The organism is Serinibacter arcticus, from assembly GCF_004786095.1.
Classification (GTDB): Bacteria; Actinomycetota; Actinomycetes; order Actinomycetales; family Beutenbergiaceae; genus Litorihabitans; species Litorihabitans arcticus.
Genome location: NZ_RHPJ01000003.1, coordinates 44921 through 67296, shown reverse-complemented (window position 1 = coordinate 67296; position 22376 = coordinate 44921). Strand labels below are relative to the sequence as shown.

Sequence of the window (22376 nt, the reverse complement as noted above, 5' to 3'; positions counted from 1 at the left end):
CTTCTACCTCGGTCTGCTAGGCGTGGACCCGGCGCTTCAGGCGCGGGTCGATGAGGGGGGCGACGAGGTCGACCAGGAGGTTGACCACGACGAAGGCGAGGGCGGCGAGCACGACGATGCCCTGCAGGACGGGGATGTCCTGGGCGTCCAGCGCGTCCGCCGTGAGGCGGCCGACGCCGAAGCGGGCGAAGACCGTCTCGGTCACGACGGCGCCGCCGATGAGCTCGCCGAGCAGCACGCCCGCGATGGTCAGGGCCGGCAGCGCGGCGTTCCGCAGCACGTTGCGCAGGAGGATCCACGCCTCTCCCGCGCCCTTGGAGCGCACGACGGTGATGAACGGCTGCGCCTGCACGTCGTCGATCGCCCGCACGAGCACCTGCGCCATGGGCGCGCTGATCGGGACGGCGAGGGTGAGGACGGGCAGGATCAGCGCCTCCAGCGGCCCCGGCCGGATCACGGAGATCAGGCCGAGGCGGAAGCTGAAGATCTGGATCAGGACGATCCCGAGCCAGAACACCGGGACCGAGACGAACAGCGAGGGCAGCGATCGGAGCACGTTCGCCAGCCACCCGGAGGGGCTGAGGATCGCGCCGAACGCGAGCGCCGCGGCCAGCAGCGCCGCGACCACGAACCCGAGCCCGGCGAGCAGCAGGGTGGAGGGGATCGCGGAGCCCAGGAGGGTCCGGACCGGGGCCCCGGAGGCGACCGAGAAGCCGAGGTCGCCTCCGAGGAATCCGGACAGGGAGTGCCAGTACTGCGCCAGGAGCCCCACGTCCGCGCCGTAGCTCTCCCTGACGCTCGCGATCTGCTCCGCCGACAGCCCCAGCTCGGGGTTCTCGAAGCGGATCATCACGGCGTCGCCGGGGAGCGCCTGCAGCAGGAGGAACGCGACGGTGAAGGCCGCCAGCAGCACCCCCGCGGCGGAGGCGACGCGGCCGAGGGCGTAGGTCACTGCGCGAGCCAGGTGTTGTAGAACACCGGGCGGGCCACGGTGTCCCAGCCGAAGCCCTGGACGTAGTCCTGCGCGCCGTAGACCTGCGGCTCCTCGAACAGCGGAATGACGTAGGCCTGGTCGACCAGGTACTGCTGGGCGTCGGCGCTGGCCTGCAGCCGGGCGGCCGGGTCGGCCGTCGAGGCGACGAGCCCCAGCAGGCGGTCCAGCTCGGCGTCGTCGGACAGGTTCGCGTCGCGGTTGGTCGAGGCGTACTGGCTCTTGATCACGTCGAGGTCCGTGCGGCCGACCATCGAGTGGTAGAGCTGCACCTGGTCAGGGTCCTTGATGGCCTCGGCGTAGGTGCCGGAGTCGGCCGCGAGGATCTGCAGATCGACGCCGATCGCCTTGAGCTGCTGGGCCACGAGCGTGAGGGTGTCGCGCGAGAGGGGCTGCGGCTTGGCCTCGCTGGCCACCAGGGTCAGCTTCTGGCCGTCCTTCTCGCGGATGCCGTCGGAGCCGAGGGTCCAGCCGGCCTCGTCGAGCAGACGGTTCGCCTCGTCGGGGTCGTAGGCGAGCTCGGCCTCGTGGTCGACGTAGCCGAGGGCGGTGTGGGACAGGATTCCGGTGGCGACCGGGTAGTTGGGCGTGAAGACGGTGTCCACGACCTCCTGCGCGTTCACACCGGCGACGATCGCCTTGCGGACGTCGATGTCGGCCAGGATCCCGTTGGTGAAGCGCAGCGACAGGCTGTTGTTGACGCCCTGGGTCTGCGGGGCGAACAGCTGCAGCCCGGCCTGCTCGACCTGGGCCTCGTCGTAGGCCTGGACGTAGCGGATGACGTCCGTCTGGCCGGAGGTGAGGGCGCCGATGCGGACGCTGTCCTCGGGCGTCACGGAGAACCGGACGCCGTCGAGGTAGGCGCGTCCCTGGTGCTCGGACTCGGCCGGGGCCCAGTCGTAGTCGTCGCGGGCCTCGAGCAGGATCTCGGTGCCGACGGTCTCCTCGGCGATGACGAACGGGCCGGAGCCGACCACGCCCGTGCCGTTGCCCGGCGCGTAGGCGTCCAGGTCGCCGTCCAGCGTGTCGGACGAGAGCAGACCGGCGCCGTTGGCCGACGTCGCCTGCAGGAAGCCGGGCGAGGGGGCGGAGAAGCGGAACGTCACCGTGTCGGCGTCGACGACCTCGCTGCTGACGTAGTTGTTGATCTGCTCCGACACCGGGAAGCCGGCCTCGGCGTCGCCCAGGCCGTAGGCGTCGAAGTTCTTCGCGACGACCTCGGCGTCCAGCGGCGAACCGTCGGAGAACGTCACGCCGTCGCGCAGGTTGAACGTGTACTCCGTGGCGTCGGCGTTCACGGTCCAGTCCGTGGCGATCCAGGGCGAGAACTCGAGCGTCTCGGGGTCCTGGTAGACCAGCCGGTCCGTGATGTTCGCGATCAGCGCGCCGTTGGGGTAGAACCCGGACTGCGGCGGGTAGAGCGTGGTGTAGGGCTGGTACTCCAGGTACAGCAGCTCGCCACCCTCGATCGGCTCGCCGGCGGCCGCTTCCGTGCCGGACGCCGAACCGTCGGAGGTGCCGGAGCCACCGGCGTCGCCGCCGGACCCGCAGGCCGCGAGCAGCGCCGTGGCGGAGACCACCGCGGTGAGACCGGCCAGGCGGCGGCCGGAGGGGGTGCGTGACATCGAAGGGCTCCTCGGTTCGGTACGTCGGTGGTCCCGAGGCTAGGAGCGATCTCGATGCGGTTGCCGCGCACCCCGATTCGTCTCAGATGGCGGAAGATTTCGCCTGCACGGTGAGACGCCGCGGCCACCAGAACCTCTCTCCCAGCACCAGCGCGAGCGAGGGCACGAGCATCGTGCGCACCACGAGGGTGTCCAGCAGCACGCCGATGCAGACGATCACACCGAGCTGCGCCAGCACCACCAGCGGCAGCACGCCGAGCACTGCGAACACCGCGGCGAGCAGGATGCCGGCGCTCGTAATCACCCCGCCCGTCGCGCCGAGCGCGCGCAGCATGCCCTCGCGAGGCCCGTGCGTCAGGCTCTCCTCGCGCGCCCGGGTGACCAGGAAGATGTTGTAGTCCACGCCGAGCGCCACCAGGAACAGGAACGCCAGCAGCGGGACGCCCTCGTCGAGCGCCGAGAAGCCCAGCGGCCCCGTGAAGATCCACCACGACAGGCCGAGCGCGGCGCCGTAGGTGCCGACCACCGTCGCCACGAGGAGCACCGGGGCGACGACGGCGCGCAGCAGGGCCGCGAGCGCGACGAGCACGAGCGCCAGGATGAGCGGGATGATCAGGCCGCGGTCGCGGGCGGCGGCGTCGGTGGCGTCGAGGCGCTGCGCCTCCGGTCCCCCGACGTAGGTGTCCTCGAGGCCGTCGAGCGAACCCCGCAGCGCGAGGATCGCGTCGTCGGCCGCGGCGCTGCCCTCGGCGGCGTCGAGCACCACCTGGAGCTGCGTGACGCCGTCGCCGGAGCCGGCGGGACTGACCGAGGCGACGCCGTCGACCCCCTCGATCGCGCTCGTCACCTGCGCGGCGTCGGCGCGCGTGGTCACCAGCGTGGGGTTGGAGGTGCCGGCAGGGAAGGACTCGGAGATGCGCTCAGCGGCGGAGATCGCCTCGGGCTTGGTGAGGAACTGCTCGGCCGTGTCGAGGCCGAGGCGCAGCTGCGTGGTCCCGACGGCCAGGAGCGCGAGCACCACGACGACGCTCGAGCCCACCACGACCGGGCGGCGCGCCACGCCGTCGCCGATGCGGCGCCAGACCGAGCGCGTCTCGCTCGCGAGCGGGTCGCCGACCCTCGGCGCCTTCGGCCAGAAGATCCACCGCCCGAACAGGACCAGGCACGCGGGCAGGCAGACCAGCACGAAGAACGCGGCCACCGCGATGCCGACGGCGCACGCGAGACCGAGCCCGCGGGTGGTCGGGACCAATGAGAGCAGGAGCGTCAGGAGGCCGACGACGACGGTGCCGGCCGAGCAGAGCACCGGTTCGAGCGTGCGGCGCACGGCGTGCTCCATCGCGGCGAACCGGTTCTCGGTCGTGCGCAGCTCGTCGCGGTAGCGCGAGATGAGCAGCAGCGCGTAGTTCGTCCCGGCACCGAAGACGAGGACGGACAGGATGCCGGTGGTGGACTCGTTCCACGCGATGTCGACGGAGGCGAGCACGCGGGTCGCGACGGCGGCAGCCGTCTGGTCGGCGATGCCGACGACGGCGAGCGGGACGATCCACAGGATCGGGCTGCGGTAGGTGACGATCAGGAGCACGGCCACGACCAGGGCGGTGACGGCGAGCAGCCGGAAGTTCGCACCGTCGAACACCGAGGCGAGGTCGGCCTCGATGCCCGCGGGGCCCGTCACCTGCGCTGTCACGCCGTCGGGCACACCCGCGGCGAGCTCGCTGCGCAGGTCGACGACGGCGTCGGCCACCGCGCTCGCGCTCGTCGCCTCGAGCGGCACGATGCCGAGGGCCGCCGTGCCGTCCTCCGACGGGACCAGCACCGGGTCCGCCCCGGTGAGGTCGGACAGCAGCGTGCCGATGCCGCCGAGCTGGTCGGGGGTGAGCGTGTCGGCGCTGAAGACGATGACGGCGGTCGAGCCGGAGTCGTCCGGGAGGTTCTGCGCCAGCGCGGTGCCGAGCGTGGAGTCGTACCCCGCGGGCAGCTGGTCGGTCGGGAGGCGGTCCCGCTCTCCCCCGCCGACGACGGCGATCATCAGGGCCCCGAGGATCAGCGGGACCAGGGCGAGGAACCAGATGAGGGCTCGACGCTCGGCGAGGGGCTTCGACATGGGACGTCCTTCCGGGGCGGCCGACGCGCGGCCAGATCGATCGCTTCGTTAGTTGCTAAGCAACTGAACTATACGACGACCCGGCCGCGTCAGGTCCAGCCCGGCGGCATCCCCTCCGGACGACGTCAGGGCGTCGGCATCCCGCCGTTGACGTTCAGCGTCTCGCCGATCACGTAGCTCGACTCCGCCGAGGCGAGGAAGACGTACGCGGGTGCGAGCTCGGCGGGCTGACCCATCCGGCCGAGCGGCGTGCTCTGACCGAACTCGGAGATCTTCTCCGGCGGCTGGCCGTCGGTCACCTGCAGCGGCGTCCAGATCGGGCCGGGGGCGACGGCGTTCACGCGGATGCCCTGGGGTGCGAGCTGCTGCGCCAGCGCCTTGGTGAACGCGTTGATCGTCGCCTTGGTCGAGGCGTAGTCCACGAGGATGTCCGACGGGGAGTACGCCTGGATCGAGGTCGTGTTGATGATCGCCGAACCCGCCGGGAGGTGCTTCAGGGCGGCCTTGGTCACCCAGAACATCGCGTGGACGTTGACCGTGAAGGTCTCCTCGAACTGCTCGTCGGGAAGCGTCTCGAGGTCCTCGTGGTAGATCTGCTTGCCCGCGTTGTTCACGAGGATGTCGAGGCCACCGAGCTCGGCCACGGCGCTGTCCGGCAGCCCCTTGGCGTAGGCCTTGTCGGTCAGGTCGCCCGGCAGCAGCGCGACGGTGACGCCGGCCTCCCGCGCGATGGCGGCGATGCGATCGGCGTCGACCTGCTCCTGCGGCAGGTAGGCCAGGGCGACGTCGGCGCCCTCGCGGGCGAACGCGATGACGGTGGCGGCACCGATGCCCGAGTCCGCGCCGGTGACGAGCGCCTTGCGACCCTTCAGCCGCCCTGTGCCGGTGTAGGTCTTCTCGCCGAGGTCGGCCCGGTCGTTCAGGACGGCGTCGAGACCGGGCTCGGCCTGGTCGTCGGGGTGGGAGGAGATGTCGGCGTAGAGGGTGGTGGGGTCGATGAACGTGTACTGGGTACGCATCGGCGTGTCCTTCCGTTCGTTCGGTGTCGGCTCGAGGGGCCGGGAACCACGAGGATCCCCGCCTCCTTCGACGGTAGGCGTCGTCGCTCGCGCAGTCACGAACGGCGTCGGGCGGGACGCGGTCTACGATGGTCAGACCGGTGAGTAACTAAGTAGGTGAATGAGTTGTCCGACGTCGCCGACCTCGCAGCGCGGGGCGCCTGGAAGCAGACCGAGTCGCTCACGCTCCTGCGCGAGGTGATGGGCCTGGAGTCCGGCGTCCGCGCACACCTCGCCAGCGCCACGGGCCTGTCCGAGACCGAGGTCCAGGCGCTCGAGCACCTCTCGCGCCGTCCGATCGGTCCCGCCGAGATCGCCCGCCTCCTCGACGTCTCGACGGCGGCCTCCACGGGCATCGTCGATCGGCTGGAGGCCAAGGGGCACGTCGAGAGACGCCCTCACGGGCGCGACCGTCGTCGCACCGAGGTGGTCCTGACCGACTCGGCACGGCGCGAGGTCGTCTCGCACCTCGGTGCGATGTTCCGGTCGATCGCCGAGGTGGACGCGTCGCTGACGGAGGAGGAGCGCGTCGTCGTCGTGCGCTTTCTGAGGGGCGCCATCACGGCGGCCGAGGCCGCGTCCTGACGCTCGGTCTCCGGCAGGGCGTCGTCAGCCCGGTTGAATCGCCGTCCAGAGCAGGTCCGTCATCGCCGCCGCTTCCGCGCCCTCGCGCGGGTGGATGAGGTCGCCGTAGAGCCACTCCGGGTGGGCGGCGGCCGCGCTCGACCAGTCCACGAGCCGCGCGTGCGGGTACTCCCCCGCGACCCGCGCGAGCAGCTCGTTGCAGAACTGCCGCGACGTCACGGCGTCGACCCCCACGCCGAGCGCACCCAGCTCGGGGGCGAGCACCGCCGTCGTCGCCCCGAGGGCGAGGAGCCGAGCTCGCCCGGACCCGGGCGCCCGCAGCCCGCGCACCCACCGGGCGGCGGACGCTCGCGGGGCGGACGGCCCCGGGGGCCTCGACCTCCTCGGCGGGGAGGAGGACACCCGACCGAGCGTCGTCGTCATCTCGGGACCGTCCTGGGGTGGTGCCGTGCGAACCGCGTGCGGTGCCCGACCCTAGGACTCCGCACCGCGGATCTGCGTCAGGACGAGCTGCGAGCCGCCTCGATGTCGATCTTCGGCAGCGTGCGGGCAGGGAGGGTCTTCGGGCGCCACGCCTCGCGCGTCGCCTCGAACGCGGTGATCTCCGCCTCGTGCTGCAGCGTGAGGCCGATGTCGTCCAGGCCCTCGATCAGGCGCCAGCGCGTGTAGTCGTCGATCTGGAAGGGCACGGTCGCCTCGCCGGCGGTCACCGTGCGGTTGACCAGGTCGACCGTCACCTCCAGGCCGGGGGTCGCCTCGAGCAGCTTCCACAGCAGCTCGACGTCCTCCTGCTCCACCAGGCCGGCCACGAGGCCCTGCTTGCCGGAGTTGCCGCGGAAGATGTCCGCGAACCGGGAGGCGAGGACGACCTTGAAGCCGTAGTCCTTCAGCGCCCAGACCGCGTGCTCGCGCGAGGAGCCGGTGCCGAAGTCCGGGCCTGCCACGAGGACGCTGCCGGCCTTGTAGGCGTCCTGGTTCAGGATGAACGACGGGTCGCCGCGCCAGGCGGCGAAGAGCGCGTCCTCGAACCCCGTGCGCGTGACGCGCTTGAGGTAGACGGCGGGGATGATCTGGTCGGTGTCGACGTTGCCGCGTCGCAGCGGGACTCCGATGCCGGTGTGGGTCGTGAACTTGTCCATGGGGTGTCCCTCTCCTCGTTGCCGTCAGTCCCTGTCCGTCAGACCTGAACGAGGACGTTCGGGTCCAGCGGCGCCAGGGGCGTGCCGTCGAAGGTGGTCAGGTCGGTGCCGACCGGCAGGTCGAGGTCGCTCAGGGAGGAGAGCGTGCCGCGGATCGCCGTCGCCGCCGCCACGAGGGGCGAGACGAGGTGCGTGCGACCGCCCTTGCCCTGGCGGCCCTCGAAGTTGCGGTTGGAGGTGGAGGCCGAACGCTCCCCCGGCGCGAGCTGGTCGGGGTTCATGCCCAGGCACATGGAGCAGCCGGCGTTGCGCCACTCCGCGCCGAAGTCGAGGAAGATCTGGTCCAGGCCCTCGGCCTCGGCCTGGAGGCGCACGCGCGCCGAGGCGGGCACGACGAGCACGCGGACGTCGTCGTGCTTGTGCTTGCCCTGGATCACCTTGGCGATCGAGCGGAGGTCCTCGATGCGGCCGTTCGTGCACGAGCCCATGAAGACCGTGTCGACCTTGATCTCGCGCAGCGGCTGGCCGGGGACCAGGCCCATGTACTCGATCGCGCGCTCGGCGGCGACGCGCTCGTTCTCGTCGGCGATGGTCTCCGGCACGGGGATCGAGGCGCTGATCGGGAGCCCCTGGCCGGGGTTGGTGCCCCACGTGATGAAGGGCTCCAGGTCGCCGGCGCGCAGCTCGACCTCGACGTCGAAGACGGCGTCGTCGTCGGTGTGCAGCGTCCTCCAGTACTCGACCGCGGCGTCCCAGTCCTCGCCCTGCGGCGCGTGCGGACGGCCCTCGACGTAGTCGAACGTGGTCTGGTCGGGAGCGATCATCCCGGCGCGGGCGCCCGCCTCGATCGACATGTTGCAGATCGTCATGCGGGCCTCCATCGAGAGCTTCTCGATGGCCGCGCCGCGGTACTCCAGGACGTAGCCGGCGCCGCCGCCCGTCCCGATCTTGGCGATGATCGCCAGGATGATGTCCTTGCTCGTGGAGCCGGGGGGCAGATCACCGACGACGTTGATCGCCATGGTCTTGAACGGCTGCAGCGGGAGCGTCTGGGTGGCGAGCACGTGCTCGACCTCGCTCGTGCCGATGCCGAACGCCAGGCCGCCGAACGCGCCGTGCGTGGAGGTGTGGGAGTCGCCGCACACGACCGTCATGCCGGGCATCGTCAGACCGAGCTGCGGACCGACCTGGTGCACGATCCCCTGATCGGCGTCGCCGAGCGAGTGGATGCGGACACCGAACTCCTCCGCGTTGTTGCGGAGCGTCTGGATCTGCGTGCGGCTCGTGAGGTCCGCGATCGGCAGATCGATGTCCAGCGTCGGGGTGTTGTGGTCCTCGGTGGCCATCGTGAGGTCGGGGCGGCGCACGGGGCGTCCCGCCAGCCGCAGGCCCTCGAAGGCCTGGGGGCTGGTGACCTCGTGGCACAGGTGCAGGTCGATGTAGAGGAGATCGGGCGCACCGTTCTCGCCCTTGCGCACGATGTGCGCCTCCCACACCTTCTCAGCCAGGGTCTTGCCCATACCCGCTCACCTTCATCACGTTGCGCCGGACGTGCAGATCGTGCCGTCCAGCCCGGAACCGACGGATCGATTGTGCTGCAACTCGCAGGGCCGCGGACTTGCGTCTCAGCGACCGAGACGCCAGTATCAGCGCATGGACACAAGTGGAGTCGGAGTTCTCGACAAGGCAGCGATCGTGCTCGGGGCTCTCGAAGCAGGCCCCTCGACCCTGGCACAGCTGGTCGCCGCGACGCATCTCGCGCGGCCGACGGCGCACCGCCTCGCCGTCGCCCTCGAGCACCATCGCCTCGTCACGCGCGACCTCCAGGGCCGGTTCGTCCTCGGACCGCGCCTGGCCGAGCTGGCCGCGGCCGCGGGCGAGGACCGGCTGCTCGCCGCGGCCGGCCCGGTGCTGACCGCGCTGCGCGACCACACGGGCGAGAGCGCCCAGCTCTTCCGCCGCCAGGGCGACGCCCGCATCTGCGTGGCCGCCGCCGAGCGACCCATGGGCCTGCGCGACTCGATCCCGGTCGGCGTGCAGCTGTCGATGCAGGCGGGCTCCGCCGCTCAGACGCTGCTCGCGTGGGAGGAGCCCGACCGCCTGCACCGCGGGCTGCACGGCGCGTCCTTCACCGCGACGATCCTGTCGGGCGTCCGACGCCGCGGGTGGGCCCAGTCCGTCGCCGAGCGCGAGCCCGGTGTCGCCTCGGTCTCGGCGCCCGTGCGCGGCCCGTCCGGGCGCGTGGTGGCTGCGGTCTCCATCTCGGGGCCGATCGAGCGCATGACGCGCCAGCCCGGCCGGATGCACGCCGCCGCCGTGATGAGCGCCGCCAACCGGCTGTCCGAGGTGCTGAAGCGCTCCGACGAGCACTGAGCTTCGGCGGGGCTGAGCTCGGCGATCCCCCACCGCCCGCACTCCGCCCGAACACCCCGGAACGCCCCGTGCGGCTCGACGCGCCCCGTCGAGCAGCACGGGGCGTTCTCGTCGCCCGGGGGATCCCCGCGCCCGGGAACGACGAAGGCCCCCGATCCGAAGATCGGGGGCCTTGCGCTTGTGACCCCAGCGGGATTCGAACCCGCGTTACCGCCGTGAGAGGGCGAGGTACTAGGCCGCTATACGATGGGGCCGTGCTGGTCAGCCGCTGAGCGGCCTCGAAGACTCTATCCGAACTCTGCCCGGGAGCAAAATCCGCACCGTCTTCACCGCTGGGGTACCAGGACTCGAACCTAGACTAACTGTACCAGAAACAGTCGTGCTGCCAATTACACCATACCCCAAGGGGGTATCCGGATCCGCATGACGCCGGGAATTCCCGCCGCTAGCCTTCCTTCAACCGCCGGTCAACTGTACAAGGAAAATCGGGGCTGACCAAACCGGCGGGATTCCGCGGTTCAGACCGCTCCCAGCAGGGCCGGAAGCTCGTCGAGACCGCGCACGACGGCGACCCCCGCCTCGCGTGCGACGGCCGGGTCCTCCAGGTGCACACCACCCCGGCGCGCGCCCGGCCGGTCGAGCCAGACGGCCCGCAGACCTGCCCCGCGGGCACCGAGACCGTCGACGTCGAGCTCGTCGCCCACGTAGAGCGTCTCCGCGGGCGACGTGCCGAGCAGCCGGCACCCCTCGAGGAAGACGCGCGCGTCCGGCTTGCCGAACCCGAACGAGTCGAGCGTCACGAGCAGGGGCACGTCCTCGCCCAGCCCCGTCCGCTCGAGCTTGCGCCTCGTCAGAGCCAGGGGCGCGTTCGTCAGCAGTCCGACGGCGAGCTCGGTGCCGGCCAGCCATCGGAGCAGCCCGGCGACGTCGCGGTGCAGCACCCAGCCGGCCTCGAACCCCTCGCGGAAGACGCCGTTCCACGCCGGGAAGAACGCCTCGTCGACCGCGGGCCCGCCGAACCGCTCGTGCAGCTCGGCCGCGCGCAGGCGACGCTGCTCGTCGGCGGTCAGCTCCCCCGTCGTGTGCCGGCGGTAGTAGCCGTGGGTGTCGGCGCGCCAGACGTCCAGCGCCGCGGCGCGCTCCGCCGTCGTGAGGTGCGGCAGGTAGGCGTCCGCGACGGCGTCGAGCGCCGTGACGAACGCGGCACGCGTGTCGAGGAGCGTGTCGTCGATGTCGAGCAGCACGCCGCGCACCGCGGACCTCGACTCGCTCACAGCGTCGCGCGCAGCGCTCGCAACCGGGACAGCGAGACCTCGCGCCCGAGGATCTCCATCGACTCGAACAGCGGCGGGGAGATGCGGCGTCCGCTGACGGCCACGCGCAGCGGGCCGAACGCGAGCCGGGGCTTGACGCCCAGACCGTCGACGATCGCCTCGCGCAGCGCCGCCTGGATCGGCTCGGCCGTGAAGCCGGCGTCGTCCAGCCCCGCCAGCGCCGTGGTCGCCGCGTCGAGCACGTCGGCGGCGCCGTCCTTGAGCGTGGCGCGGGCGTCCTCCTCGACCACGACGTCGTCGCCCGCCGTGAACAGGAACGCGAGCATCCCGGGGGCCTCCCCCAGCAGGACCATGCGCTCCTGCACGAGCGGCGCCGCCGCCGTGAGGATGACCTGCTCGCGCTCGCTGAGAAGCTCGTAGCTCGGTGCCGACAGCGCGTCGGCGAGGTAGGGCACGAGACGGGCGCGGAAGTCCTCGGGCGCCAGCAGACGGAGGTGCGTGGCGTTGATCGCCTCGGCCTTGGCGAGGTCGAACTGCGCCGGGTTGGGGTTGACGTCGGAGATGTCGAACGCCGCCACGAGCTCGTCCATCGTGAAGATGTCGTTGTCCGGCGCGATCGACCAGCCCAGCAGCGCGAGGTAGTTCAGCAGGCCCTCGGGGATGAAGCCCCGGTCGCGGTGGACGAACAGGTTGGACTCGGGGTCGCGCTTGGAGAGCTTCTTGTTCCCCGTCCCGCGCACGAGTGGCATGTGGGCGAACGCGGGGACCGCCGCCGCGACGCCGATCTCGACCAGCGCGCGGTAGAGCGCGATCTGGCGCGGCGTGGACGAGAGCAGGTCCTCGCCGCGCAGCACGTGGTTGATGCCCATGAGCGCGTCGTCCACGGGGTTGACGAGCGTGTAGAGCGGCTTGCCGTCGGCGCGCACGACGACGAAGTCCGGCACCGAACCGGCGGCGAACGTCACGTCGCCCCGGATGAGGTCGGTGAAGGTGATGTCGTCGTCGGGCATCCGCAGCCGCCAGACCGGCTCGCGGCCCTGCTCGCGGAACGCCGCGACCTCCTGCTCGGTCAGGTCGCGCTCGGCGTTGTCGTAGCCCATCTGGGCCGCCCGACCGGCGGCCGCGTTGCGCGCCTCGATCTCCTCCGGCGTCGAGAACGAGGGGTAGACGTAGCCGCCCACCTTGAGCTTCTCGATCACGTCGGCGTAGATCTCGCCGCGCTGCGACTGGCGGTAGGGCCCGTCGGGGCCGCCCACCTCGATGCCCTCGTCCCAGTCGATCCCGAGCCAGCGCAGCGACTCGACGATCGCGGCGTAGGACTCCTCGGAGTCGCGCGCGGCGTCGGTGTCCTCGATGCGGAACACGAAGGTCCCGCCCGTGTGTCGCGCCTGCGCCCAGTTGAACAGGGCCGTGCGGATCATCCCGACGTGCGGGATGCCCGTGGGCGAGGGGCAGAAGCGGACCTTGACGTCACTGGCGGGGTGGGTGCTCACGAGGAACCAGCCTAGGCGAGGCGTCCCACCCGGCCGTCAGCGGCGCAGGACCGGGTTCGACAGCCGTCCGATGCCCTCGATCTCGACCTCGACGCGCTGGCCGGCCACCATCGGGCCGACGCCGGCGGGCGTGCCCGTCAGGATGACGTCGCCGGGCAGCAGCGTGAAGATCGTCGAGACGTAGGCCACCAGCTCGTTGACGCCGCGCACCATCTGCGCCGTCGACCCGTCCTGGACGACCTCGCCGTCGAGATAGGTGCGCACCGCGAGGTCGCCGGGGTCGAGGTCCGTGGCCAGGTACGGGCCGAGTGGGCACGAGGAGTCGAAGCCCTTCTTCAGCGCCCACGGACCGGTCGCGCCCTGGTCGCGCGCCGTCACGTCGTTCGCGCAGGTGTATCCGAAGATGACGTCCTGCGCGCGCGTCACGGGGACGTCCTTGCAGATGCGCGAGATGACGACGGCGAGCTCGCCCTCGTAGTGCACGTCGCTGGAGTAGGACGGCAGCACGATCGGGTCGTCCGGACCGATGACGGACGTGTTCGGCTTGAGGAACACCATCGGGTCCTCGGGCACCTCGTTGCCGAGCTCGGCGGCGTGCTCGGCGTAGTTGCGGCCGATGCCGACCACCTTCGAGCGCGGGATGACGGGGGCGAGGAGCCGGACGCCGTCGGCGGGCAGGACCTTGCCCGTCCGCTCGACACCGGCGTAGAAGGGGTCACCGGCGATGAGCGCGTACGAGAGGTTCTCGCCCTCTCCCTCGACGACGGCGTAGCGGGGGTCGTCGCCCACGGCGACTCGAGCGATCAGCATGCGACCACCCTAGGCGCGCTCGGTGTCCTCCGGCGTCGGGATCAGCGTCAGCGCGGCGGCGATCCCGCCCCACAGCAGCGCGGGCAGCGTGTGCGGCAGCCGCGATCCGGCCGCCGCCCGCGCCTGACCCCGGCGGTGGATCCACCGTTCGGCGGCGACCGTGACGACGATCGACGCCGCCATCGCGCCCCCGGCGACGGCCGCGAGCGTCGCGCCCTTCCGGGCGGGGAGGCGGCGGAGGAGCTCGGCGGTCGGGACCTGCTCCTCGTCGGCCTCGGTCTCGTCGTCGGCGGCCGCACCGGCCGCGGCGTCGGCGCCGTCCGCCTGCGCCGCAGCGGCGCGATCCCGCTTCCAGTCGTCGATCGAGACCGCGGTGATCCCTCCCACCAGCGCGGTCTTGACGACCCCGCGCAGGGTGCGGTGGCGCACGACGTCGGGGCTCGCGTAGTAGGCGACCGTCATGGCACCGGTCAGCAGTGCGGGACGGATGCGGGGGGCCAGCGGCCCGAGCTGCCACGCGGTCGGCGCGGTCGGCGCGGTCGTGGTGGAGGCGGTCGTGGTCGCGGCGGTGGTGGTGGTCACGAGGATCTCCATCGGGTCGGGAGCGATCGTCCGTCCACCCTACGGTCAGCGTCGCGCGACGACCTCGCCGTGCACCATCGCGAACCAGCCGTCCTCGCGCTCGCCCCACTCGCGCCACGCGGTCGCCATCGCCTCGAGCCCGGAGGCGTCCGCGAGGCCGAGGTCCTCGGCGTGCTCCGCGAACCGCGAGTGCTGCACGCGGTCGGCCCACACCCCGGCCCACCACCGCCGGGTCTCGTCGTCGGCGTAGCACCAGGTGGAGGCCGTCGCGGTCGTGTCGGTGAAGCCCGCGGCACGCACCCACCCCAGCAGGCGAGGTCCGGCGTCGGGCTCACCGCCGTTGCGGCGCGCGACCTGCTGGTACAGGTCGAGCCACTCGTCGAGGCCCGGGAGGCGGGGGAACCAGCGCATGCCGCCGTAGTCGACGTCGCGGACCGCGAGCACACCGTGCGGGCGCAGCACGCGCCGCATCTCGCGGAGAGCGGCGACGGGGTCGTCCAGGTGCTGCAGCACCTGGTGCGCGTGCACGACGTCGAAGCTCGCGTTCCCGTACGGCAGCGCGTACACGTCGGCCGGTTCGAACATCGTGTTCGTGACGCCGCGGGCCGAGGCGAGCTCGGAGGCCTTGAGCAGGACCTCGTGGGACGTGTCGACGCCGACCACCCGTCCCGGCGCGACGATCCGCGCCAGGTCGGTCGTGATCGTGCCGGGGCCGCAGCCGACGTCGAGCAGGTCGACGCCGGGGCCGAGGTCGTCCAGCAGGTAGGCGCAGGAGTTCTCCGCCGTCCGCCACGTGTGCGAGCGCAGCACGCTCTCGGAGTGTCCGTGCGTGTACCTGGCCATGGCGTCCTCCTCGTCGCTGGTCCTTCCACCGTAGACCCGCCGCTCCGGCCCCGCACCGCGGATCTCCTACCCTGGGACGGTGAGCTCACCGCAGTTCCCCCCGGGGTCGCCCGTTCCGCCGTCGCCCGTGGCCCCGGTCCAGCAGCACGCGCGACCGGCGCCGTCCGACCCGCGCCCCCCGCGCACCCGCCGCATCACCGGCGTCGACGTCGCCCGCTCCGTCGCGATCATCGGGATGCTCGTGGCCCACCTCGGCACCGGCCACGACAGCCGTGGCGGCGGCTGGGGCGAGCAGTGGATGTGGATCTTCGACGGCCGCTCCTCGGCCCTGTTCGCCACCCTCGCGGGCGTCAGCCTCGCGCTCATGTCGCGCTCGACGGCGCGCGAGGACCGTCCCGGCTGGCGCCGCCTGCGCGTCAAGATCGCCGTGCGCGCCGTCATCCTGCTGGTGCTCGGCGTCGTGCTGCAGGTGCTCGGCACCCCGGTCGTCGTGATCCTCACCGCCTACGCCGTGATGTTCCTGATGGCGCTGCCCGTGCTGCGCCTGGGCAACCGCTGGCTGCTCCTGATCGCCGGCGTCGCCGTGACGCTCGGACCGGTCTTGGTGCTGGGGCTGCGCCAGACCATGACCGGGAGCGTGCAGCCCAGCGTCGTGTTCTCGTTCGAGGGGCCCGTCATCGGTGAGCTCGTGACCGGTTACTACCCCGCGCTGGTGTGGATCGGCTACCTGCTGGTGGGCGTCGTCGTCGGACGGGGCGCGCTCGCCTCGCGCCGCTACGCGGCGATCCTCCTCGGGGGCGGAACGGCGCTCGCGGCGATCGCGTACGGCCTCGGCACGGTCCTGACCGCCGCGGTCGGCCAGGGCCTGTACCCCGTCGACGTCCTGTTCTGGCCCGACGTCCTGCTCTCGGTGGAGCCGCACTCGAACTCCGCCTTCGAGGTCGCGGGGAACATCGGGGTGGGGCTCGCCGTCGTCGGCCTCTGCCTGCTGCTCACGTCGGTGCGGGCCGGCGAGCTGGCGCTGTCGCCGCTCGCGGCGCTCGGCGCGATGTCGCTGACGATCTACTCGGCGCAGCTCGTGGTCATCGCCGTGCTCGGCCCGGACGCGGTCTACTACCCCGGGTCGAACGTGCCCCTGCTCGTGCTGGCGCTCGCGTCGATCGCGTTCTCGTGGGGCTGGCGCGCCGTGCTGGGCCAGGGGCCGCTCGAGCGGCTCCTCAAGATCTCCTCCGACGGCGTCGCCTCGCTCCTCGTGCCGACGGGGCCGCGATGAGCCTCGCCCCCGGGACGACGGCGGCGGCGACCACGACGGCGACCACCACCCTCGCGCGCCCGGACTGGAGGCGGGCCGAGGCCGCGCACGTCGCCCGGGCCGAGAACCTGACGGGCGCCTACCGCGACCGCCGGGCGCGGGGCGCGACGCACGCCGTCGAGGACTTCCTGTTCACCTACTACCCGGTCAAGCCCGGGCTGCTCGCGCGCTGGAGCCCCGGCGTCGGCGTCGCCCTGGCGGACGCGGCCGACAGCCGGCTCGCGACGGTGCGCTGGTTCGTCGAGCACGACGGCGTCGTCGCCCTCGATCCGAGAACCTTCCTGGCCGACCGCGGCGGCGCCGTCCGCTTCCACCGCACGCTGCTGGCCGCCGTCGAGGAGCGCCCGGCGCGGTTCGACTGCTTCGGGCTGCACGAGTGGGCGATGGTCTACGGCGAGGCACCGGGCGAGCACCGGCACGCGCTCCCGCTCCGGCTGGGCGAGCGGGGCACCGACGAGGTCGTCCGCTCGCACCGTCTCGTTTGCAGCCACATCGACGCGTTCCGGTTCTTCACCGACGCCGCGCAGCCTCTGAACGCCACCACGCCGACGCGTGAGACCCAGGTCGAGCTCGACCAGGGCGGCTGCCTGCACGTCGGCATGGACCTGCTGAAGACCGCGATCCACCTCGGCCCCGCCGTGCCCGGCGAGCTGGCGCTCGACGCGTTCGCCCTGGCGCGCGACATCCGCGTCCTCGACATGCGGGCCTCGCCCTACGACGTGTCCTCCTTCGGGCTGGAGCCGGTCGCGATCGAGACCCCGGCGGGCAAGGCTGCCTACGTCGCGGCGCAGCGCGACCTGGCCGAGCGGTCGGCGCCGGTGCGCCGCCGGCTGCTCCGGGTCTGCGAGACGCTCCTGGACTCCCCCGCGCCCTGAGCGCCCCGCCCCGTGCCGGGACGCCCCTGTGGACGGCGCGGCCCGCGGACGACAGGCTGGGGCCATGTCCTCCGGCCCGCTCGACGTCGTCGCGTCGCTGTACCAGCTCGCGCCCGAGGACTTCGTCGCCGCGCGCGCCCGGGCGGCCGCCGACCTCAAGGCCGAGGGCGACGAGGTCGGGGCGGCCCGCGTGCGCAAGCTGCCGAAGCCGACCGTGGCCGCGTCGTGGGTCAACCGCGTCGCCCGGCGGTGGCCCGAGGAGCTGGACGACCTGCTGCGGGTCGGCGCCGACCTGCGCGGGGCCACGACGGCGAGGGACCGCGCCGAGCTCGCCCGGCTCGACCGTGCGCGACGCCTCAAGACCGACGCGCTGATGTCCCTGCTGTGGCACCACGGTGGGGAGCAGGCGGGTGACGGTGCCCGCGCGCCGTCGAACGAGACGCTGACCCGGGTGCTGGAGACGCTCACGGCGGCGGTGATGGACCCCGCCGTCGCCGACCAGGTGCGGGCCGGGACGCTCGCGCGGACCGTCGTGCACGAGGGGTTCACGCTGCTGGACGCGGACGCGGACGAGGACGAGGCCGACGCCGAAGCCGGTCAGAGCGGTTCCGGCGGTCCCCGCGACCGGCGCGGTCCGACGATCACCCTGCTCCCCGCGGCCGTGCCGCCCGAGCGACCCATGACGCACCCCAGCCTGCACGGCCGCGAGGACCGCGCCGCCGTCCAGCGCGCCACCGCCGATCTCGTGGACGCCGAGAACGACCTCGGCGCGGCCCGCGACACGGTCGAGTCGCTCGTCCGCATGCTGGAGGTCCTCGAGAGCGAGCTCGCCACGATGACGCGCGACCGCGACTCGACCCGGACCAACGTCGCCTCCTGGCGACGCAAGCTCCGCGACGCCGAGCGGCACGCCCGCGTGGCCCGGTCCCGGCTGGAGATCCTCACCGGGGGCGACGACACCCCGCGATGACGCTCGAGGAGTACACGACCATCGCCGCCGCCGTCACCGGCGAGACCGAGATCTCGCGCTCCCGGTTCCTGTGCCTGCTGTCACCTGTGCCCGACGAGGCGGGGGCGCGCGAGCGGATCGCGCAGGCGCGCGCCCTGCACCCCCGCGCGCGGCACCACTGCACGGCGTTCGTGATCGGCCCCGGGGGCGGCCTGGAGCGCAGCAACGACGACGGCGAACCGTCCGGAACCGCGGGTGCGCCCATGCTCGAGGCGCTGCGCAGCGCCGGGGTGAGCGACGTCGTCGCCGTCGTGGTGCGCTACTTCGGCGGGGTCCTCCTCGGCACCGGTGGGTTGACGCGCGCCTACCGCGGCGCCGTCACGGACGCGCTGGCCCTCGCCGCGCCCGTGGTGCGGCGCCGGCTGCTGACGTTCGACGTGCGCACGGGGTACGCGCAGGCGGCCGTCGTCCAGGCCGAGGCCCGCCGGCGCGACTGGCCCGTCGAGGCGGGCTACGGCGCCGAGGTGGACCTGCGGATCGCCGTCGCGAGCCAGGACGTCGCGGCGCTGCAGGCGTGCGTCGAGCGCGCGACCACGGGTGCCTCGACCGCGGAGCCGAGCGGTGGGACCTGGATCAGCCGCGCAGGCGATCGACGTGGTCCTTGGCCTCCCTGAGGCCCCAGCCCGTCTCCTCGCGCACGACCTTGATCGCCTGGATCACCTGGTCGCCGGCCAGGAGGGAGAGCACGCGCGCGCTCGGCTCGTAGCCGCCCGAGCGCGCCGGGGCGTCGGTGGTCGGGTAGCCGCCCGGGGCGCCGGTCAGTCCCGCGAGCCGGAGCCGCAGGTCGCGCACCTCGCGCTCGAGCTCGGTCACGCGTCGCTCGAGAGCCTGGTCGCCACCGCCGGAGAAGAGTCCCATCCCTCCATGCTGGTCGCGCGACCGGATCGGGTCAACGCGGGGCGGGCGATGCGGGCCGCACGAGCGGACCCAGAGCGCTCAGCGCCTCCTCCAGCACGTCCGGCAGCGCCACGCGACCGGGCCCGCGCAGCGACCAGGACCGCACCGCGGCCAGCAGCGCACCCGCGAGGGCGGCGCCCGTCACCTCGGCCGCAAGGGCGCCTGCGCCGCCCGCGCGCAGGGACGACGCGACGACGTCGCGCACGTCCGCGAGCCGCCGCACCGCCGCGAGCCGGAGGTCCTCCCCCAGCCCCATGGCGGCCTCCTGCGAGAACGCCAGCGCGACGCTGTCCGGGCCGAGGTCGGCCGCGAAGACCCGCAGCTCGCGGACGGCGGCAGCGGCAGCGTCGCCGTTGCCCGCCACCAACCGCGCCGCGAGCGCCACCACCTGCTCGTCGAACGCCGACCAGAGCAGGTCGCTCTTGGTGTCGAAGTAGTTGAAGAAGGTCGAGCGGCTGACCCCCGCGCGCATCGTGACCTCGGCGACCGACGTCGCGGCGTAGCCCTGCTCGAGGAACAGCTCGCACGCGGCCTCCTCCAGCAGCGCGCGGGAGGCGGCCCTGGGCCGGCCGGCACCGCGTGTGGTGGTCATCACGCGATCCTAGGCGGGGGATCACGACGCCGCCGGCCTAAACTTGGACCGCGACCAACAATCCGACCCGCGACGGCTTCCCGCGCAGGGTCCAACCGAACCGAGGCCCCCGTGCGCCGTCCCGCCCCCGTCATCGCCCTGAGCGCCCTCGCGCTCGTGCTGTCCGCCTGCTCCGGCTCGACGGGGGGCGACGGCGAGGGTTCGGGGTCGAGCGACCCGTCGGGGTCGGCGCAGGCGGGCGGCACGCTCGTCTACGCCACCGGGGACGCCGAACCCACGTGCCTCGACCCGCACGTCGGCGGCAACTACCCGCAGGCGCTGATCTCCACGCAGTACCTCGAGCCGCTCGTGGGCCGCGACGCCGACGGCACGATCACCCCGTGGCTCGCGACCGGCTGGACCGTCAGCGAGGACGGCCTGACCTGGGACTTCACGCTCGCCGAGGGCCGGACGTTCACCGACGGCACCCCCGTGGACGCCGCCGCCGTGAAGGCGAACGTTGAGCACCTCCAGGATCCGGACACCGGCTCCTCCACCGGCTACCTCGCCGTCGGCAAGGTGAGCGAGGTCGAGGTCGTCGATGCGACGACGGCGCGCTTCCACCTCTCCGCCCCCGACGCGGCGCTCCTGGAGTCGCTGTCGCAGCAGTGGACCGCCATCCAGTCGCCCGCCGGGATCGAGCGCGGCCAGGACGCCAACTGCGCGGCCCCCATCGGCACCGGCCCGTTCGTGGTCGAGGCCTGGACCCCGCAGCAGCAGGTCGACCTGGTGCGCAACGAGGACTACGTCCGCCCGGACGGCACCGCCGAGCCCGCAGCGCTGGAGGGCATCACGTGGCGCTTCCTGCCCGACGCCGCGACGCGCTACGCCGCGCTCGGTTCCGGTCAGGTCAACGTCATCGACAACCCGCAGCCGGACTCGATCGTCGCGTCCGAGGGCACAGACATCACGCACATCGACGCCCCGCGACCGGGCAGCTCCAACCGCATCGAGCTCAACACCGCGCAGGCGCCGTTCGACGACGTCGCCGTGCGCGAGGCGTTCATCCGCTCGGCGAACCCCGAGCCCGGGATCGAGACCCTGTTCGCGGGCGTCACGGCGCCGTCGTACTCCCCGCTCGCGTCCGTGGAGCCCACCGCCTACTCCGACGAGTCCCTGTTCGGCTACGACCTCGACGAGGCCGAGGCGCTGCTGGACGGTGCGGGCTGGACCGAGCGCGACGCCGACGGCTACCGCACGCGCGACGGCGAGCGTCTGACGGTCCGCTTCCCCGTCAGCACCAACCAGTCGGTGGCGGCCGAGCAGTCGTTGTTCGAGCAGATCCAGGCCAACACGCGGCAGGCGGGTTTCGAGGTCGTGCTCGAGCCGATGGACCTGTCGGCCTGGTACACCGCCCTCGGTGAGAACGCCTACGAGGCCGTCAGCGCCCCGTACACGAAGGTCGGCCCCGACGTGCTGCGCGTCCTGTACCACTCCGACTCCACCGTGCCGGCGCCGTCGGGCTACTTCGCCAACCACGCCCAGGTGAAGGACCCGGCGCTCGACGCCCTGCTGGACGCAGCCTCGGCGAGCCAGGACGAGGCCGAGCGCGCCGACCTCTACGCCCAGGCGCAGGCCATCGTGCTCGAGGGGTTCTACATCCTCCCGCTGTACGACCAGCAGAACCACTTCCTCACGCGGGGCGTCGAGGGCGTCGAGACCCTGGGCACCGTGTCCACACCGACGTTCGTCGACGCCGCCCTGACGCAGTCCTGACGCGATCGGGACGCGCGGCGACGGACAGGACGGACCGAGCGAGAATGTCCGCATGACCGTTCTCCGCCTCGTCCTCGGCGCGCTCGGACGCGCCGCGCTCGTGGTGTGGGTGACCGCCACCGTGGTGTTCTTCGCGCTCCGGGGCGGGGGTCGCGACCCGCTCGAGGCCATCCTCGGCGGACCCGGTTCGCAGGCCGGACCCGAGGCGGTCGAAGCGGCTCGAACCGAGTACGGGCTCGACAACCCGGTGGTGGTGCAGTACCTCGACCAGCTCCGACGCGTCGCCACGCTCGACCTCGGCACGTCCTTCTCGCGTCGGGTGCCGGTCGCGGACCTGCTCCGCGACGCGTTCCCGAGCACGGTCGTCCTCGCGGCGACGTCGCTCGTCCTCGCGTGGGCGCTCGCGCTCGTGGTCGCCCTCGTCGCCGTCGGCGCCCGCGGGCCGGTGGGGCGCGCCGTCGCCGGGGTGCTGCGCGGCCTCGAGGTGGTCGCCACGGTCACCCCGCACTTCTGGCTCGGGGCGGTGCTCATCGCGGTGGTGGCGGCCGGCCTCGGCTGGCTCCCGGCGACGAGCACCCCGGGGCAGCCCGCCGGCCTCGTGCTGCCCTCGATCACGCTGGCGGTGCCGCTCGCCGGCTTCCTCGGGCAGCTGATGCGCGACGGCCTCGAGGAGGCGGGGACGGCGCCGTTCACGACGTCGGCGCGCGCCAGGGGCGCCTCCCCCGCCCGGGTCTTCACGCACCACACGCTGCGGCACGCCAGTCTCCCCGTCCTGGCGCTGTCGGGATGGGCGGTCGGCTCGCTGCTGTCGGGCGCCGTGGTGGTGGAGCTGCTGTTCGGACGGCCGGGCCTCGGCCGCCTCCTGGTGGACGCGACCCTCGTGGGTGACGTGCCCGTGGTGATCGGCGCCGTCGTGCTGGTCGCGCTGCTGTACGTGGTCGTGGTGACCGTGACCGACCTGCTCGAGCGGGTGCTGGACCCGCGGCTGCGCCGGCCGCGCGCAGGGGTGGCGACGCCGGACGACGCGTCCGCCGAGCCGGTGGCGCTGTCGTGAGG

General features: G+C 72.9%; 22 protein-coding genes and 2 tRNA genes. 8 read left to right on the top strand and 16 right to left on the bottom strand.

Annotated elements, in window-relative coordinates:
* Positions 1-16: 16 nt before the first annotated feature.
* The 4 genes from SERN_RS09435 to SERN_RS09420 all read right to left on the bottom strand — a co-directional run bounded on the left by SERN_RS09435 (position 17) and on the right by SERN_RS09420 (position 5742).
* Positions 17-952, bottom strand: a complete 936-nt coding sequence (locus SERN_RS09435) for an ABC transporter permease (RefSeq protein WP_199241578.1) — start codon at positions 950-952, stop codon at positions 17-19.
* Positions 949-2616 carry a TIGR04028 family ABC transporter substrate-binding protein gene (locus tag SERN_RS09430; protein ID WP_135849904.1) on the bottom strand — a complete coding sequence of 556 codons (1668 nt, stop codon included), beginning with the start codon at positions 2614-2616 and terminating at the stop codon, positions 949-951. The genes SERN_RS09435 and SERN_RS09430 overlap by 4 nt, the downstream gene beginning before the upstream one ends.
* 82 nt (positions 2617-2698) lie before the next feature.
* On the bottom strand, positions 2699-4723 hold the full coding sequence (locus SERN_RS09425) for an MMPL family transporter (protein WP_135849903.1): 2025 nt from the start codon (positions 4721-4723) through the stop codon (positions 2699-2701).
* A gap of 125 nt (positions 4724-4848) precedes the next feature.
* On the bottom strand, positions 4849-5742 hold the full coding sequence (locus SERN_RS09420; RefSeq protein WP_135849902.1) for an SDR family oxidoreductase: 894 nt from the start codon (positions 5740-5742) through the stop codon (positions 4849-4851).
* 156 nt (positions 5743-5898) lie between these two features.
* On the opposite strand from SERN_RS09420, the gene SERN_RS09415 reads away from it, so the two are divergent.
* Entirely contained in the window at positions 5899-6366 is a 468-nt protein-coding gene (locus tag SERN_RS09415; RefSeq protein ID WP_233251594.1) for a MarR family winged helix-turn-helix transcriptional regulator, read from the top strand.
* 24 nt (positions 6367-6390) lie between these two features.
* Here the strand turns inward: SERN_RS09415 and SERN_RS09410 are convergent, their stop codons facing one another.
* From SERN_RS09410 to leuC, 3 genes are all read right to left on the bottom strand, one after another.
* A complete protein-coding gene (locus SERN_RS09410) occupies positions 6391-6789 on the bottom strand; it encodes an SGNH/GDSL hydrolase family protein (protein ID WP_135849901.1) in 399 nt (132 codons plus the stop codon).
* 77 nt (positions 6790-6866) lie between these two features.
* Positions 6867-7505: a 3-isopropylmalate dehydratase small subunit gene (gene leuD / locus SERN_RS09405; protein WP_135849900.1), complete on the bottom strand. Its 639-nt coding sequence runs from the start codon at positions 7503-7505 to the stop codon at positions 6867-6869.
* A gap of 38 nt (positions 7506-7543) precedes the next feature.
* Entirely contained in the window at positions 7544-9025 is a 1482-nt protein-coding gene (gene leuC, locus SERN_RS09400; protein ID WP_135849899.1) for a 3-isopropylmalate dehydratase large subunit, read from the bottom strand.
* Positions 9026-9158: 133 nt separating this feature from the next.
* Here leuC and SERN_RS09395 point away from each other — a divergent pair, with 133 nt between their 5' ends.
* Positions 9159-9878: an IclR family transcriptional regulator gene (locus SERN_RS09395; RefSeq protein WP_135849898.1), complete on the top strand. Its 720-nt coding sequence runs from the start codon at positions 9159-9161 to the stop codon at positions 9876-9878.
* A gap of 181 nt (positions 9879-10059) precedes the next feature.
* Here SERN_RS09395 and SERN_RS09390 read toward each other — a convergent pair.
* The 7 genes from SERN_RS09390 to SERN_RS09360 all read right to left on the bottom strand — a co-directional run bounded on the left by SERN_RS09390 (position 10060) and on the right by SERN_RS09360 (position 14880).
* Positions 10060-10132: transfer RNA gene (locus SERN_RS09390), tRNA-Glu, on the bottom strand.
* Between the two features lie 78 nt (positions 10133-10210).
* Positions 10211-10282, bottom strand: a tRNA-Gln gene (locus tag SERN_RS09385).
* Between the two features lie 114 nt (positions 10283-10396).
* On the bottom strand, positions 10397-11152 hold the full coding sequence (locus SERN_RS09380) for an HAD family hydrolase (RefSeq protein WP_135849897.1): 756 nt from the start codon (positions 11150-11152) through the stop codon (positions 10397-10399).
* Positions 11149-12573 carry a glutamate--tRNA ligase gene (gltX, locus tag SERN_RS09375; RefSeq protein ID WP_233251671.1) on the bottom strand — a complete coding sequence of 475 codons (1425 nt, stop codon included), beginning with the start codon at positions 12571-12573 and terminating at the stop codon, positions 11149-11151. Before gltX ends, SERN_RS09380 begins: the two co-directional genes overlap by 4 nt.
* 108 nt (positions 12574-12681) lie before the next feature.
* Positions 12682-13455: a fumarylacetoacetate hydrolase family protein gene (locus SERN_RS09370; RefSeq protein WP_135849895.1), complete on the bottom strand. Its 774-nt coding sequence runs from the start codon at positions 13453-13455 to the stop codon at positions 12682-12684.
* 9 nt (positions 13456-13464) lie between these two features.
* The gene (locus SERN_RS09365) at positions 13465-14037 is read right to left on the bottom strand and encodes a hypothetical protein (RefSeq protein ID WP_135849894.1); all 573 of its coding nucleotides are present in this window, start codon (positions 14035-14037) and stop codon (positions 13465-13467) included.
* 45 nt (positions 14038-14082) lie between these two features.
* A complete protein-coding gene (locus SERN_RS09360) occupies positions 14083-14880 on the bottom strand; it encodes a class I SAM-dependent methyltransferase (RefSeq protein ID WP_135849893.1) in 798 nt (265 codons plus the stop codon).
* A gap of 79 nt (positions 14881-14959) precedes the next feature.
* On the opposite strand from SERN_RS09360, the gene SERN_RS09355 reads away from it, so the two are divergent.
* The 4 genes from SERN_RS09355 to SERN_RS09340 all read left to right on the top strand — a co-directional run bounded on the left by SERN_RS09355 (position 14960) and on the right by SERN_RS09340 (position 18690).
* Positions 14960-16153, top strand: a complete 1194-nt coding sequence (locus tag SERN_RS09355) for a heparan-alpha-glucosaminide N-acetyltransferase domain-containing protein (RefSeq protein WP_135849892.1) — start codon at positions 14960-14962, stop codon at positions 16151-16153.
* The gene (locus SERN_RS09350) at positions 16150-17067 is read left to right on the top strand and encodes a 3-methyladenine DNA glycosylase (RefSeq protein WP_135849891.1); all 918 of its coding nucleotides are present in this window, start codon (positions 16150-16152) and stop codon (positions 17065-17067) included. The genes SERN_RS09355 and SERN_RS09350 overlap by 4 nt, the downstream gene beginning before the upstream one ends.
* A 64-nt stretch (positions 17068-17131) precedes the next feature.
* Entirely contained in the window at positions 17132-18037 is a 906-nt protein-coding gene (locus tag SERN_RS09345) for a hypothetical protein (protein WP_135849890.1), read from the top strand.
* A complete protein-coding gene (locus SERN_RS09340) occupies positions 18034-18690 on the top strand; it encodes an IMPACT family protein (protein ID WP_135849889.1) in 657 nt (218 codons plus the stop codon). The genes SERN_RS09345 and SERN_RS09340 overlap by 4 nt, the downstream gene beginning before the upstream one ends.
* Here the strand turns inward: SERN_RS09340 and SERN_RS09335 are convergent.
* Together SERN_RS09335 and SERN_RS09330 are read right to left on the bottom strand one after the other, a co-directional pair.
* Positions 18650-18934, bottom strand: a complete 285-nt coding sequence (locus tag SERN_RS09335; RefSeq protein WP_135849888.1) for a ribosomal protein L7/L12 — start codon at positions 18932-18934, stop codon at positions 18650-18652. The two genes, SERN_RS09340 and SERN_RS09335, sit on opposite strands and share 41 nt — an antisense overlap.
* A 31-nt stretch (positions 18935-18965) precedes the next feature.
* Positions 18966-19565 carry a TetR/AcrR family transcriptional regulator gene (locus SERN_RS09330; protein ID WP_135849887.1) on the bottom strand — a complete coding sequence of 200 codons (600 nt, stop codon included), beginning with the start codon at positions 19563-19565 and terminating at the stop codon, positions 18966-18968.
* A 111-nt stretch (positions 19566-19676) separates the two neighbouring features.
* Here SERN_RS09330 and SERN_RS09325 point away from each other — a divergent pair, with 111 nt between their 5' ends.
* Together SERN_RS09325 and SERN_RS09320 are read left to right on the top strand one after the other, a co-directional pair.
* Positions 19677-21320, top strand: a complete 1644-nt coding sequence (locus tag SERN_RS09325; RefSeq protein WP_135849886.1) for an ABC transporter substrate-binding protein — start codon at positions 19677-19679, stop codon at positions 21318-21320.
* A 52-nt stretch (positions 21321-21372) separates the two neighbouring features.
* Positions 21373-22374, top strand: a complete 1002-nt coding sequence (locus tag SERN_RS09320; protein ID WP_135849885.1) for an ABC transporter permease — start codon at positions 21373-21375, stop codon at positions 22372-22374.
* Positions 22375-22376 lie beyond the last annotated feature (2 nt).